17 protein-coding genes are annotated in these 14324 nt (G+C 55.3%); 9 read left to right on the plus strand and 8 right to left on the minus strand.

What is annotated here, in order from left to right:
• Window positions 1-217: 217 nt before the first annotated feature.
• Window positions 218-469, minus strand: a complete 252-nt coding sequence (locus tag VMW85_03310) for a rhodanese-like domain-containing protein (GenBank protein ID HUT27063.1) — start codon at window positions 467-469, stop codon at window positions 218-220.
• 148 nt (window positions 470-617) lie between these two features.
• On the opposite strand from VMW85_03310, the gene VMW85_03315 reads away from it, so the two are divergent.
• Window positions 618-2066 carry an FAD-binding oxidoreductase gene (locus tag VMW85_03315; GenBank protein ID HUT27064.1) on the plus strand — a complete coding sequence of 483 codons (1449 nt, stop codon included), beginning with the start codon at window positions 618-620 and terminating at the stop codon, window positions 2064-2066.
• Here the strand turns inward: VMW85_03315 and VMW85_03320 are convergent.
• A complete protein-coding gene (locus tag VMW85_03320) occupies window positions 2056-2715 on the minus strand; it encodes a hypothetical protein (GenBank protein HUT27065.1) in 660 nt (219 codons plus the stop codon). The two genes, VMW85_03315 and VMW85_03320, sit on opposite strands and share 11 nt — an antisense overlap.
• Window positions 2716-2815: 100 nt before the next feature.
• On the opposite strand from VMW85_03320, the gene VMW85_03325 reads away from it, so the two are divergent.
• The 3 genes from VMW85_03325 (at window position 2816) to VMW85_03335 (ending at window position 6562) form a co-directional block, all read left to right on the plus strand.
• Window positions 2816-4735 (plus strand): phosphoadenosine phosphosulfate reductase family protein, encoded by a 1920-nt coding sequence (locus VMW85_03325; protein ID HUT27066.1) that lies wholly within the window; start codon window positions 2816-2818, stop codon window positions 4733-4735.
• Between the two features lie 25 nt (window positions 4736-4760).
• The gene (locus tag VMW85_03330) at window positions 4761-5456 is read left to right on the plus strand and encodes a hypothetical protein (protein ID HUT27067.1); all 696 of its coding nucleotides are present in this window, start codon (window positions 4761-4763) and stop codon (window positions 5454-5456) included.
• Window positions 5457-5635: 179 nt separating this feature from the next.
• Window positions 5636-6562, plus strand: a complete 927-nt coding sequence (locus tag VMW85_03335; GenBank protein HUT27068.1) for a transglutaminase domain-containing protein — start codon at window positions 5636-5638, stop codon at window positions 6560-6562.
• Here VMW85_03335 and VMW85_03340 read toward each other — a convergent pair.
• From VMW85_03340 to VMW85_03360, 5 genes are read right to left on the minus strand one after another with little or no spacing between them, the layout of a single operon-like run.
• Window positions 6559-6966 carry a hypothetical protein gene (locus tag VMW85_03340; GenBank protein HUT27069.1) on the minus strand — a complete coding sequence of 136 codons (408 nt, stop codon included), beginning with the start codon at window positions 6964-6966 and terminating at the stop codon, window positions 6559-6561. The genes VMW85_03335 and VMW85_03340 overlap by 4 nt on opposite strands.
• A complete protein-coding gene (locus tag VMW85_03345; protein HUT27070.1) occupies window positions 6966-7436 on the minus strand; it encodes a pyruvoyl-dependent arginine decarboxylase in 471 nt (156 codons plus the stop codon). Before VMW85_03345 ends, VMW85_03340 begins: the two co-directional genes overlap by 1 nt.
• Before the next feature lie 41 nt (window positions 7437-7477).
• Window positions 7478-8431: a DUF835 domain-containing protein gene (locus VMW85_03350; GenBank protein ID HUT27071.1), complete on the minus strand. Its 954-nt coding sequence runs from the start codon at window positions 8429-8431 to the stop codon at window positions 7478-7480.
• Between the two features lies 1 nt (window position 8432).
• Complete coding sequence (locus VMW85_03355; protein ID HUT27072.1) at window positions 8433-8939, minus strand: Rab family GTPase; 507 nt, start codon at window positions 8937-8939, stop codon at window positions 8433-8435.
• A 46-nt stretch (window positions 8940-8985) separates the two neighbouring features.
• Window positions 8986-9747: a PAC2 family protein gene (locus VMW85_03360; GenBank protein ID HUT27073.1), complete on the minus strand. Its 762-nt coding sequence runs from the start codon at window positions 9745-9747 to the stop codon at window positions 8986-8988.
• A gap of 143 nt (window positions 9748-9890) precedes the next feature.
• Between VMW85_03360 and VMW85_03365 the strand changes: the two genes are divergently transcribed.
• The gene (locus VMW85_03365) at window positions 9891-11120 is read left to right on the plus strand and encodes a pitrilysin family protein (GenBank protein HUT27074.1); all 1230 of its coding nucleotides are present in this window, start codon (window positions 9891-9893) and stop codon (window positions 11118-11120) included.
• Here the strand turns inward: VMW85_03365 and VMW85_03370 are convergent, their stop codons facing one another.
• Window positions 11121-11585 carry a hydrogenase maturation protease gene (locus tag VMW85_03370; protein ID HUT27075.1) on the minus strand — a complete coding sequence of 155 codons (465 nt, stop codon included), beginning with the start codon at window positions 11583-11585 and terminating at the stop codon, window positions 11121-11123.
• Between the two features lie 117 nt (window positions 11586-11702).
• Between VMW85_03370 and VMW85_03375 the strand changes: the two genes are divergently transcribed.
• The 4 genes from VMW85_03375 (at window position 11703) to VMW85_03390 (ending at window position 14230) form a co-directional block, all read left to right on the plus strand.
• The gene (locus VMW85_03375) at window positions 11703-12485 is read left to right on the plus strand and encodes a LysR family transcriptional regulator (GenBank protein HUT27076.1); all 783 of its coding nucleotides are present in this window, start codon (window positions 11703-11705) and stop codon (window positions 12483-12485) included.
• 86 nt (window positions 12486-12571) lie between these two features.
• Window positions 12572-13081 (plus strand): CoB--CoM heterodisulfide reductase subunit C, encoded by a 510-nt coding sequence (gene hdrC, locus VMW85_03380; protein HUT27077.1) that lies wholly within the window; start codon window positions 12572-12574, stop codon window positions 13079-13081.
• A complete protein-coding gene (gene hdrB / locus VMW85_03385) occupies window positions 13082-13936 on the plus strand; it encodes a CoB--CoM heterodisulfide reductase subunit B (GenBank protein HUT27078.1) in 855 nt (284 codons plus the stop codon).
• A gap of 9 nt (window positions 13937-13945) precedes the next feature.
• The gene (locus VMW85_03390; protein HUT27079.1) at window positions 13946-14230 is read left to right on the plus strand and encodes a DUF749 family protein; all 285 of its coding nucleotides are present in this window, start codon (window positions 13946-13948) and stop codon (window positions 14228-14230) included.
• The last annotated feature ends 94 nt before the right edge of the window (window positions 14231-14324 follow it).

Raw genomic sequence — 14324 nt, forward strand, 5'->3', positions numbered from 1 at the left:
CAGCATATTTCAAAAGTGGTCTGGGTGGTTATTTGTTTCATAAAATAAGATGTAGGTAACAATCATTAAATACTATATTCGAAAACAAAATCTAATAGATGTTTTTCGTACCCATATCCGATTCGATCAGTAAATTTTGAGCGGATATGTGAAACGATGTTCTCATAAAAAGATCACATTAGCTCAGACGCCTAGATCATTTTTCTTGAATGGGCCTTCAAGGACTCGATGCCCCCTTCCAGGACAACGATATCATGAAAACCCATTCTAATAAGCTGGTCATAGGCCGATCGCTCCGCTTGCCGATCTTGCAGTATATGAGCAGAGGAGTATCGCGGTCCAGCTGATCGAGCTTGTTTCGGATGTCGACCACTGGCACGTTCTTGGCCCCATCGATCCTCTCGGCATTAAATTCATCAGGATCGCGTACGTCCAATAGCAAATATTCCCCGGTCTCGACCTTTTCCAACAATATTATGAACAGGTCGGCCGGAACAATGACGATCTTACCGTCCGACCGTTGCCGTATGGAGTAATACTTTGACGGAAGAGTAGATGAAGTTGATCATTCCGTCGAGTAACGATTATCTAGACCCCGCTACGTATCATGGCTCGATATGACGATTGAGCAGGGGCTGGTCAAGGGGATCGAATCCATCGTTGGGAAGGAGAACTGCTCGACGAGGGCGGCGGACCTCTATACCTACGGTTTTGATTCTTCCATCCACCACCACAACCCGGACATCGTGGTGCGTCCTAAGAGCACGTCCGAGGTCTCGGAACTGATCAAGATCGCCGCAAGGGAGGGTATTCCAGTGGTCCCCCGTGGAGGAGGGACCGGCCTTTGCGGAGCGGCGGTGCCCATCATGGGTGGCATGGTCATGGACCTCACCCGCATGAACGAGATCAAGAAGGTACGGGTGAACGATCTCTATTGCGTGGCGCAGGCCGGCGTGGTCTACGATAGATTGAACGAGGCGCTGGCACCATACAAGTTCTTCTTCCCCCCGACCCCAGGCAGCGGGGAGGCCTGCACCATCGGCGGCATGGTGGCCACGAACGCTTCGGGCATGAGGGCGGTGAAGTACGGGGCGACCAGGGATTACGTTCTCGGCTTGGAGGTCGTCCTTGCCGACGGTTCGGTCATACACGTGGGTACCAACACCATCAAGAACTCCTCCGGTTACCAATTGGAGAGGCTGTTCGTCGGAAGTGAAGGCACTCTGGGGGTGATCACCGAGGTCACTCTGAGAGTGGCCCCGAAACCGAAGAAGGCGGCCATGGTGCTGGCGGCCTTCGATCGTTTGGAGGACGCCGGAACCTGTGTCTCCAACCTCATATCCCTGCCATTGATACCTTCGGCCACCGAGCTGATGGACGATATCTGCATAAGGGCGGTCAATAAGGCAGTGAAGGCCGGACTCCCAGACGTCCAGGCGATCTGCATGATCGAAGTGGATGGAGAGCCGGAGACGGTTGCCAAGGAGCTCAAGATCGTGGAGGAAGTGGCCCGCAGTAGCGGCGCCATCACGGTGCACACATCGGACGATAAAAAACAGATGGCCCAATGGACCAGCGCCCGCAAGTCGGTCATGTCCGCGCTGAGCCGCTTGGGCGATGAATTGGTATCCGTTTCCTTGGCCGATGACATGGCCGTGCCCATCTCCCGCATACCGGAGGCGGTCGTGGCCTTTCACCGCATCGCCGAGGAGAACCAGGTCATCGTGGGGACGTATGGGCATGCCGCCGATGGCAACCTGCACACCAAGATGCTCTTGAACCCCTGTTCCGAGGACGATTGGATCAGGGGCGAGAAGGCCGTCGGGCAGATATTCGACACGGTGATCGCCCTGGGCGGAACGGTCACTGGTGAGCACGGCGTGGGAATGTCCAAGGCCCCCTATATGATGAAGGAGAGGCCGGACGCCTGGGGGACCATGCTGCTACTGAAGAAGGCCATGGACCCTCAGAACATCCTCAATCCAGGGAAGATTATGCAGTGGGAGGGTGGGATCATCCGTGATCTCCGTTATCCTTGCCGGGACCTGTGCGACCTCAACCGATGAAGCCCCCCCAGGATGCCAATAATAGGGAGCCCGCCAAGCCGATCGTTACGACCCATACCATCGGGTTCCAGTTCAGTACCTTCTTACCATCTAACGGTCCGAACGGTAGGAGGTTGAAGACCGCCAGGAACAGGGACAGCAAGCCGATGAGCTTGAACGCATAGCTCCATGGGTCCATGTCCGGGAAAACGAGCCACAACAGAATGAACACCGAGCCGAAGACCACGTTGGTGACAGGTCCAGCCACAGAGATCAATCCGTTCTGCTTCTTGGTTATCCTGCCTTGAATGTAAACCGCCCCTGGAGCGGCGAAAAGGAAGCCCATGAACGAAAATACCAATGCCATGAGCAATCCTGTGGGATACATGCGGTATTCGGCCCAGGCACCGTATCTTTGAGCCACGAACTTGTGAGCCAGTTCGTGCAATAGAAAACCGGTCACCGAGACAACGGCTGAAACCCCTATGGCGAACAAATAGATCTGCGGGGTGTAGCCTCCAATATCGCCTAGCACTCCTCCCAGGAGCGCAATGGTAAAGGCTGCGGTCAAGACCGCTACGCTGATCAGGATCTGAGTGATCTCCACCCGGCCGAAATGTATCCGGCCGAAGTTTTGGGGGATGATAAGGTTCCCGTATTCGTCGTACATCTCGGCCCGTTCACTGTACGCACTCGTAAATAAACGTTATCCGTCGACACCGTACCGAGCAGGAAGGTTGAAGTATGTAGGCGAAGGATAGGTTGGGGAAATGAAACGGTACCAGCACGGAAAAGTACGGTTCAAATGGTGCGACTCTTGCGGCACACTGATATTGGACGAGCTATGTGGCATATGCGGCCGTCCAGGGCGTGACTTCGAGGTCTCGGCCCCAGGGGACATCCGTCCCTGTTTCGGAAAAGGGGTAGACACAGTGGCCGCCCTGTTCATCAAGCACTTCGGGACCTCCGGGATGCTGCGTACCAGGAACGTCTTCCTCAACAAGATAGCTGGTGAGGACCGCGCGGACGAGATCGTGTTGGACGGCCGGGTCATAGCCGTCATGCGTTTCGAGCTGATCAAGAACGACTTCTCCCTGGAACTGAAGGCCGAGGGCGCGGCTCTGCTGGCCAAAGCAGCGCGTAAGGGCCTGGTCAGAGCTCATCGGCCACCGGGACATCTGAAGGGAAAGAAGCTGAACGGTGCGGACATCATCGATAAGCTCGGGGAATTCCAGGCGGGCGACCCGGTCGTGGTGGTCATGGGCAACACCGTGGCCGCCGGGGAGGCCCGGGTCAATTCCGATATGATCAAGGAGGGGGAGAAGGTCATCCACCTGAAGGGTGTGGGCAAAGGGGATATACCGTTCCCATTGATCCCCGCCTCCTGGGAAGATTTCGTCAGGGCCAACCAAAATCACTTCAAGGCTTTGGAATCAAGTGCCGTGAGCGACCTTCGTTCTTTCGCCAACAACAGCAAATTACCTCTTACTCTTTCATTCTCCGGGGGGAAGGACTCATTGGCATGCTATGGCCTGGCCAAAAAGGCGCTGGGCCGGTTCGACATGATCTTCGTGGACACTGGACTGGAGTTCCCGGAGACCGTCGATTATGTGCGCAACTTCGCCCACGAACGCGGTGAACGCTTGAAAGTGGCCAAGGCCGGAAAGGCCTTCTGGGAGCAGGTTGGCGCCTTCGGCCCTCCGGCCAAGGACTTCCGTTGGTGCTGCAAGGTTTGCAAGCTTGGCCCACTGACCTCCCTGATCGAGAATAACTACAGTCAGGGAACGGTAACGGTGGAGGGCAATCGTGCCATAGAATCCTTTGCCAGGGCGGACATTGGTTTCGTCGAGCGCAACCCCTTCGTGCCTAACCAAGTGGTACTGAACCCCATCCGGTATTGGCTGGCGGCGGAAGTATGGGGTTACATCTGGATGGAGGACCTTGAGTATAATCCTCTTTACGAGAACGATTTCGAACGTATCGGCTGCTACCTTTGCGCATCCTGCCTTGGCAGCGAGTGGAAGACCACTGGAGAGCTACATCCCGACCTTCATTCGGAATGGGAGAAGTCCCTCAACCAGTGGGGCAAACAGGTAGGCGTTTCGGAGGATTTCGTGCGCTACGGCTTCTGGCGCTGGAAATCACTGCCGCCGAAGATGAGGTTGGTCGCCGAGGAACTGCAGATGAAGGTGCCGCAGATGAGGAGCGATATCATGGAACTTAAGGTATCCAAGGGGGCCAGTCCCTGCGTGGCCGGGGGCTTCTCCATGGAAGGGGTTCTGACCATCCCGCACAAAAAAGACTTCTCCCAGGTGGTGGAGGTCCTAAAGACCATTGGTAAGGTGAAGTACTCTCCGGAGTTCGAGGTTGCCATGGTCAAGACCAAGGATGCCACCCTGAAGATATTCGGCGGAGGGCATATTTCGGCCATAGGTCCCACCAAAGAGGAGGCCAGATATCTATTCCGCGCCGGGGTGGAGGCGTTCCTTCGAGGACAACTGTGCACTTCATGCCGCATATGCGAGCGCAATTGTAAGTTCGGAGCGATCACCGCCGACGGTCAGTTGAAGGTGGACGAATACAAATGCCGCCAGTGTGGAAAATGTTCCGATGGCTGCGTGGTAGCACATTACTACGACAAGCTGGTACTGGCCGGGGCTGGTCGGTCGGCATACGCAGGCGTTAAATAAAAAGAGGACCGTGGGGCGCATTTGAATGGATTGGCAGATGTTGGTGGCTGCGGCATTGGGAGTAGGACCGGCCCTGGCCCTGATGTTCTGGACCCTTCGGGATTTCACATACCCCAAGGTTGAGCGTCCGTTCTTCGATGACCGCAAACTGTTCCTCATGTTGGCGGTAGGCATGGTCTTCGGCGTGCTCATCTACGTCGTTCAATCCTACTTCGATCTAGGTTTCCTGCTCTTCGCCCTTCTGTTCGCCGTTCTGGAAGAACTAATCAAATTCGTCTTTCTGAACATACCGCGCTTCCAGAGAAAGCTGGACACGTCATTCTACGGTTATTCCCTGGGTCTGGGCATCGGCAGCACCATGGCCTTCGGGGCGGTGTTCATCACCCTGCAACAGTCCGACAGCCTGGGACTGGACGGCTGGCTCATAGCGTTCATTCTAGCTATCCAGTTGGTGCTGTTACATTCGTCCACTGGTGCCATGATCGGCGTGGGTGTCGCCCGTGGAGAGGTGTGGGGCTATTTCGCCCAGGCCGGATTGTTACATATCGGTGTGAACCTGCTGATGGCGGTACCTCTGAACTATGGTAGCGGACTGTTAGGCTGGGCGGGGCTAATTCTGGCCACTCTGCTGGTGGTATACTACTACCGTCAAGTGCACCGCAACCTACTTCCAGCAATGGTCAAGGACGGCATGGCACGGATAAAAGGGGCGAAAGGTTGATTTATTCTACGAGGGAATAAACCGTCGTGTCTGAATCCCACAGAAAAACGGGCAAAGCACTGCTGGTCTTGGCAGTGGTTCTCATCGTGATATTTCTGTTATTACTTCCTCCGACTCAAGACCTTTTTCGAAAGTATCTGCTGGATCCGTTCTCTCCTCATTATCCTGAGGAGGTAGAGATGGAATTACGCCGTACCATGATTTTGGACGCCAATGGCGGACATATCACCCAATACCGTTTCGATCTGCCTCGTCCGACGAGTATCAGCGATAACGGCACCTATACGCAGCAGGTGACATCGCTCAATATATCACCCCAATACGACGAGCTATGGGACAACGGCACTTATCATACCATGGTCTGGGAGGGGGATGACCTCTATGGTCAGATCAACATCGTGGTGACCCAATCAGTGAGACAGACGCTGCAGAAATGGGACCTTGATGAGGGCACCGTCCTGGACAAGGAAGAAATACCACAGGACCTGCAGGACCGATACCTGCACGAGGAATGGCAGATAATTTACAATGATCCGATCATCAGCCAGCTTAGCCATCAGATAGTTGGGGACGAGACCAACGTGTACGTCATCGCCCGCTCCATCTATGACTGGATGGTGGAGAACGTGGAATACCCCAACCAGATCATATCCGGGGAGCCGAAGTCATCGTTGCAGACGAACGAGGACAGGAGAGGTGACTGCGATGACCAATCGATATTGTTCTGCGCCCTGGCAAGGTCGGCCGGAGTGCCGGCATGGTTGCAGCTTGGCGCCCTATACGATCGTTCCACAGGCGAGATGGGCGGACACGGCTGGGTGCAAATGTTCATGCCCACGGAGGATGGCGGGGTCAACGTGACCATCGACATAGTCAACAAGGACTTCCTTGTCTGGATGCCGAACCTGTTCTGCGAGTTCACAGACAACGGTGAGCCGGATGGGCTACGGGATTACTATCATCTCATCAGCGTCTTCTATGATCCGAGCACCTACGGCCCAGACGAGATGCCGGAGTTCACAGAGAGCTGGGAAGTACTGAGCTACCAGGAGAGCGATGAAAAGGTAACGCTGTCCGTGGAGATAATGGCCAAGGTGGAGATCTAAGCCCGTCGATAACGACCGGGGGAGGATTCGTAGACCAGACCGAGCGAGAGCATTCTGCGTAGCAGCTCATCGGGGCTCATGACCATCCTTCCAGCAAGCTTCTCTTCCAGTTCGGCGAGGTCGAACTCTTCCAGCTCCCTGATCAATATCTCGATCTGGACGGGGGAGAAAACGGTCCTCTTTGTTTTCTGTTCGATCTCACCATCAAAAGACTTCAGTTCCCGCCCTTTTCGATTGAGCTCTCCGACCGCTTGAGCGGTGAGGGAGGCGGAAGAGGAACTGAAATGGACCTTCATGCGGCGCACCTGTATCTGGCGACCGCAATGGGGGCAGGACGAGGAACGATGTTCCAGGTCGACCGCGAAACCCTTGCGACAACGGGGACAGATCACCGCACCGAACATCAGAACTCGACGAAGACCAATGCTCCCAAGCAAGTTCCATAATGGTCCATGGGAATGGAGAGCTCCTCGATGGCATAGTTGATCTTCATCAGCTCTACTCCACGCAGGGCCTGCATCTCGCTCATCTTCCACTCCAGCACTTCCCTGAGCGCCTTCTTGGTGCCGTGCATGTGCCCTTCGGCCACATAGCCGCCCTTACCGTCCTTGCGGAAGGCGTAGGCGATCCCGGCAGAGATCATCTCACCCTCGCCGCCTCTCATCTGTGCCAGCACACAGTGGGTGATGGCGCCCATGGGCAACTCCCGGACCGCGACCTTCTTGGCCCCGATAGGGAGAACGGACGATACTGAGACAAGGTTCTGTTCTCCTATCTTGGCCTGCATTAGCGCCTGGTCAAAGGCGTTGAGGTCGGAGACCTTGCTCATGGCGACTCCCTGGGTGACGAAAAACTTTTTCGGGACTAGGTTCATAATTCTGATGTTAAATTATCCCTTGATTTAAGCGTTTTCCCTCAATCGATCTCGAGAACGCGCAATTCTCTCTCCAGCATCTTAACGTCCTGAGGGTTCAGCGCCTCAGAGACCACCGGAACGATGAGCATAGAACCGGTCGTGGAAACGTTGTCGTTGAGCAGCTGTAATAGTTTTAGCACTTTCAGAAAAGTGTTCTGGCTGATAAGATATTCAAGGCCGGATAGCAGAACGACAGCCTTGCTGTTCGCTTCGAAGAAGTTCTTGATCTCGCTATAGATCATGGGAATGTCGGTCGGCTCGCGTGCGTAACGCCTTCCCCTCTCGTACGATAACCACAGCAACGCCCCTTCGGTGATCCCATAGACCTTCTGCACCTTTTCCGGGAATTCCCGGGCAAGCACCATGCCGATGCATCCCTCTGCGACCTGGTCCTTGTACATCTGGTAGGCCGAGTCCAAAGTGGCCGACTCCACCAGGTACGAGGTCCCCGGTTCCAGCAGATATTTGCGTTGTCTATCCTCTTCCCTAATGATGATATCCCTTTTCTCGGTGGGATAGGTGGGTGAGGGCGTGAGCACATGTACGCACTTGGTCGCCCCGTCAGAAATGCAGGACGCTTCGTAAGCGTCATAACGCCGGCGCATCAGTGAGGAGATTATCCCGGAGATGTAACCCTTGGTGAAATCGCAGTGGTCTCCGTTGTCCGCCTCCACCGATTCATTGAATGTGATGACTATCTCTGTCTCGTTGATCATCTCTATGATTAGACGGCTGAGCCCGGTCTCGGTCCACACCTGCTCTATGATGGCCTTGGCCTCCACGATATCGGTGCATTCCAACCCCAGGGTTCGAACCAGTCCGACACCAGCGCGGAATCCATACCGTTCCATGGTCCGGGCGGAATCCGCCCCGTTGATAAGTTCCAGTTCCTCTCTCAGGTCCTTGAGGGCGGAACCAGGCATGACGAAGAACGGCCGCATGTCCTTTCCCATCTTAGCCCTCCATGGCCTTTTGTCCAAGCGCCTGGAACGCCTCTTGCACGCCCTCCCCGGTCAGGGCGCTGGTCAATAACATCGGGGTCCTGATCTCAGTGGCGAAGTGCTGCAGGTCAAGAGGGTCGATCTTCATCTCCAGATCGCACTTGTTGCCGACGACGATGATAGGAATGTCTCCGGCCACCTCTTGCAGGTCATCGACCCAATGGCGCAGATGCTCCAAGGTCTCCGGTCTGGTCATGTCGCAGACCAGGAAAGCACCGTTCGCTCCGGCATAATAGGTGGTATGCAACGCCTTTTGGGTCTTCTGCCCCAATACGTCCCAGATCATCAGGGTGAGGTTAACGTCCTCCAGGTCTAGCACCTTTTTGCTGACCTTGGCCCCGAACGTCTGAATATATTGGTCGTCGAAGATATCCAGCACGTACCGTCTTATTAAACTGGTCTTGCCAACCTCCCCGTCTCCCAGAAGGCAGATCTTTTTTACAAATTGGCGTTTCGCCATTCTATCCACAGTATGAGGCCAGCGTCTATATATTCGTATCCTGCGCTCAACTATAGATCTGTGAATACTCGGTTGGCTTCTTGGGCTGCTGCACAGATTCCATGGCCTTTTGCATGTCGCTCTCGATCTGCTCCGCCTCTTTCACCAATGGTTCAGGGTCCAACTTGATCTCGGGCAGCATATCGCCGACCACATCGAGCAGGTTGGCAGCCCCCCTGGCGTCCGGCACGTCGGTCCTGGCCGAACCCAGGAGACAGATGACGTCCATCTGATATCTCTCGCCCTCGGAGAGCAGAAGTCCGGAAATGCCAGTGACCATCCCCTCTTTCAATTCCTTGATCTTGTAGGTCTCCAGCATATCTCTGGTAAGCTTTGTCGTCCCCACTCCCAGGACCTTGATCTCCCCTTCATCGGGGATGTTGATACCTTCCAATGTCAAGATGGTCGCAATGTTCTTTTTCTTGCACCATCCTAGAATAAGGTCCGAAAGCTCCTTAATTAGATCCGGCCGGGGCATGAACTCGCATGTAATGACCACCAGCTTCTCGCACTTCTCGCCCTTGTTCTCGCAATCCCGGTGTCCCGCATAGATGCGTACTGGGGGGGATGGTACTCCATCGTGAATGATGGTGAAGGGCGGGAAATCCTTGGAAATGATGGTCGCCCGGCGCTCAAGCTTCATGGTACGCACGATGAAGTTCGAGGCGATCGAGCTGACCAACCCTACGCTAGGGAAGCCTACTATGGCCATCCCATCTTTCAGGTCGACCTCACCGTATTCGTGGATGAACATCTTACCTTCGTCCATTGGCGTCACTGGCTTTTTATTGGGTGCGGGCTACTTAATACTTGGCGATTTCAGTTTAAAGAAAAACATTATCTCTATCAATTCTATCCTGATTCGTGGTCAAAAATGGGCCGATCCTAAATCATACCTCTGCAGGGATCCCTGTGATCGTCGAGGCCATCCCGCATTCCCGGACCGCCGCACTATCGGTCAACTTCCGTGTTGGGTCCCGTGATGAGAATCGGGACCGGTGCGGCATAGCACACTTCCTAGAGCACATCATGTTCAAAGGGACAAGGGAAAGGAACGCCAAGCAGTTCTCGGAAATGGTAGAGGGCGCGGGCGGTGAGATGAACGCCTACACCACCAAGGAAACGACCTCCTACCACGTGTTCTCATTGGACGAGACCTTTGAGGTCATGAAGGGATTGATGGCAGACATGATGATCGCCCCCCTCATCGATGAAGAGCACGTTGAGCTGGAGCGTGGCGTTGTGTTGCAGGAGATCAATATGCTGGAGGACGACCCTGAAGATTACTCCCGTGTGCTGCTCGACCGATCCATGTGGAAAGGCCATCCTATGGCCAACACCGAGACCGGGTGCCCCGAAAACGTATCAGGGCTGCAAGCGAGGGACGTCCGTGACTTCTTCGAAGAGCACTATCGCCCACCCAACATATGCGTGGTGGCCTGCGGGAACGTGGTGATCGACGATGTGGTCTCCTGGGTGGAAGATACCTTCGATGCCCTGCCCAAGGCGATGGTTAGCAATGGACGTACTCCTCCCACCCCGAAGGCATGCACCAAGGTCTTCCCCAGAGAGGGGGACCAGGCCTATGTGGAACTGGGGTTCCCGGGTCTTTCTGGAAAGCATCATGATCGCAAGGCCCTTTCACTGGCAAGCATCATTCTGGGCGGAGGTACATCCTCCCGCCTTTATCAGACGGTGAGGGAGGACCAAGGTCTGGTATATCACATCAGCATGTTCCCCCAGGCATACACCGATTGCGGCATAGTCGACACGTTCTTTTCCGCCTCCCTGGATAAGTTGGACCTGGTGAACTCCACCATCTGCGCCGAGCTGATCCGCTTCAAGAACGAGGGACCGTCAGAAGAGGAGATGAACCGGGCCAAGCGTTGGATAAAAGGAATGCTGGTGCGTAAATTGGAAGGTACGGACAGCCGCCTCTACTGGCAGGGGGAGCATTTCATGATGAACGGTGAACTGGCCCAGGTGGACCGTTCACTGGCCGAGTACGAGCAGGTGACCAAAGAGGATGTTGTCCGGGTGAGCAACGAGATATTCCAAAGGAAAAAGATGTGCGTTGCCCTGCTTGCGCCAGAGAAGGAAGGTGGCAAGGCCGCCATGCGGATGCAGGCTTTGGATTTCTGATCACGCGCTGAGGACCTTGAGCACCGCATCCACGGCCTTGGGCACAGCGTCCTGAACCTCTTCCGTCATGATATCAGTGACCGTCCAAACGTCGTTGACCTCGATGGCCACGAACTGTATGTCCTTGGGCATACGATCGGGGGCCAATCTCCTTCCCAGTTCGATGGCCATGTGCATATTGACCTCATGGGGGCTGCTGCCATGGACAGCGTTCTTGAAATCTTCCGGCTGCAGCAACATTATCGTACCAGCTGGATACTGCTCGGTTACGATGGCATCCACAACTACGACCTGCTGATAGTCCATCATTATCTCGATAAAATCAAGGCCGCTGACCGACTGCTGCTCGAAATCCAGATCTGGCAGGTCCATGGCCATCAAAGCTTCTACGACCTTGAACCCTACTCCATCATCGCATATGATAGGGCTACCGATCCCCAGCACTAAACGAGTAGCTTTCATCATTTGCCGCGGAGGAAGGGCACCTATTATGAACTTTTGCCCATTCTCTCGCCGAACGACGGATTAATCTAATCTCCGAAGCATTATCGTACCGTGACCCTGGTTCGAGCGTCATTGACAGTGCAGGTTGACGGCAAGCCTCTCACCTACAAGCAGGCCGAGGCCGTGTTGACACTGTTCTTGAAAGGGACGCAGAGGGCCGCCGCCAGGTATCTGGGCATCTCAGCGCCGGTCCTCAACCGTCACCTGCGGCAGGTGGAGGTCAAGATCGGGTGCCCGATCATGGAATGTGGACCGCGCGGTACGATACTGAACGAACTTGGGGAGAAAATAGCCCGGGAACAGCTTGCCCTGCAGGGAAAGCGCAAAGAGCGTGAGCATCTGACGGTGGCCTGCACTCCCCTATCGGAGGAACTACTGCTCCAAGCGCTCAACGCCGCCGATCCCGAGGGTGAGGCCGAACTGGTGATATCCGAGGACCGTCACAACCTGACCGAGTTCCAGGCCGGAATGCTGGACCTCGTTGTGCTGGACGACCCATTGTACGCTTACGAGATGGAGGATGGGAACTGGGAGGAGCTGGGGAACGACCGTTTGGTGCATGTTCGTCGCGGGGAAGAGTACGCTCGTTACCGCTTCGGGCCTCAGAGGCTGGGCTACCGCTACCTGGACTCGGCGAACGTGAATTACCGCGTGGTCAGAACGTTTTCATCCCTGGCCGCTCTCACTCGCAGCAAATATAGCTACTTCGTCAGCGAAAGCCTGATGATCAGGAAGGGGCAGCGCGTAAGTAGCGCTACCGACCCATCCCTGCTGTCATACGCTATTCTCTGTCTCTACCGCCCCGGAGTTCCCAAGGTCGAGGAACTGCTCCGAGCGATGCGTCCTGAGGCTCGAAAGTAGTGTAACCCATTAAGCTAACACTCGTTGCTTTTTTCATTCACTTTTATATACGATATCTCCGCTCCCCTGGGATAGAGGAAACATCCATGTCAAATGTGAAGATCCCAGACCCGGCCTTCGCCCAGAGCATCATCGATGCCGGCGGCAAGACCTTGGACCTGTGCTACCAGTGCGGCACCTGCACTGGCAGCTGCCCCTCCGGACGCACCACCGCGTTCCGTACCAGACAGCTGATCAGGAAAGCCCAGCTCGGATTGAAGGACGACATCCTGCCGAGCGAGGACCTGTGGATGTGCACCACATGCTATTCATGTGTGGAGCGCTGCCCCCGCGATGTTGAAATCGTGGACATAATCATCCTGTTGAGGAACATGGCCGTGGCCAAAGGATACATGGCCGAGGACCATAAGAAGGTCGGACGCTCCCTGTTGAAGACCGGAGCAACCGTCCCTATGCCCGACAACATCAAGCAGCTGAGGGTTAGCATGGGCCTATCCGCCGAACCGCCTACCACTGTCGGAGACGCCAAGGCAATGGCCGATTTCCGCAAGATAATGGAGAAGACTGGATTCGATAAGCTCATCGGAGGTCAATAAATGACTAATGACAAGTTCGCACTGTTCCTGGGCTGCGTCGCCCCCCTTAGATACCCTGGTATTGAGAAGGCCACCCGTGAGGTGTTCAAGAACCTCGGTTACAACCTGAAGGAAATGACCGGCGCCGGATGCTGCCCCGCCCCTGGTGTCATACGTTCCTTTAACCAGGCCACCTGGCTGGCTCTTGCCGCCCGCAACCTGGCCATCGCTGAGCAGCAAGGCTGCGATATCCTGACCATCTGCAACGGTTGCTATGGTTCGCTGTTCGACGCCAACCACATGTTGCACGAGGACCCAGAACTACTGAAGAAGGTCAACGAGATCCTCAAGGAAGTGGGAATGCACTACGAAGGCAAGGTGCAGGTGCGCCACTTCGCCGAGGTCCTGTTCAATGACCTGGGCATTGAGAAGGTCAAGCAGAAGATGGTCAACCCATTGAGCATGAACGTGGCCGCCCACTACGGATGCCACTTCACGCGCCCCTCCAAGCTGAAGCACATCGATGACCCGGAGAGGCCGCGCCTTCTGGACGAGCTCATCGAGTGGACCGGGGCCAAGAGCGTTCCTTACGCCGACAAGAACATGTGCTGCGGCGCTGGCGGTGGTGTTAGAAGCAGGGATGCCAAGTTCGCCCTGAGCTTCACCGAGACCAAGCTCAAGAACATGAAGGCGGCCAAAGCTGACTTCATCATCGACGTGTGCCCGTTCTGCCACCTGCAGTTCGACCGCAGTCAGAAGGACCTTCCTGGATACGACATCCCGGTCATCCACCTGGCACAGCTGTACGGTCTGGCCATGGGTCTTCCCAAGTCCTCCCTAGGACTCGAGGCCCATGAGGTCAAGGTCAACCTGTGAGGTTTTGACTTGGACCAAGCTCACCTAGTGGGAGTATACACTCCAGAGGAGATCCCCGACGAGCTAGAAGGCTTCGTCAAGTATCAGGCGGCCCACGATGGGCATCAGATGAAGAAAGGGGAAAGGATCGCGGTGCTCAACGTGGTGGGCACCTCCTCCTACGTACCTATCTTCCTCAGCGACCTGTGCTGCTATGAAGACCTGGAGGTAAAGCTGTCGCAACAAGGCGTTCAGGCCGATCAGGTGAGCAAGGTATCCCTGCAGCGGGTCCTGCAGGAGTTGGCTCCTCAATAAACCCCTTCATTCCTTTTTCCTTTGGTCCAGTGATAGGTAGTGATTCTTTTGAACAATAGAAAACTTATTAATAGGGTTACCCGTTTCCGAGACC

It is taken from the genome of Methanomassiliicoccales archaeon (assembly GCA_035527755.1).
Lineage (GTDB): Archaea > Thermoplasmatota > Thermoplasmata > Methanomassiliicoccales > UBA472 > UBA472.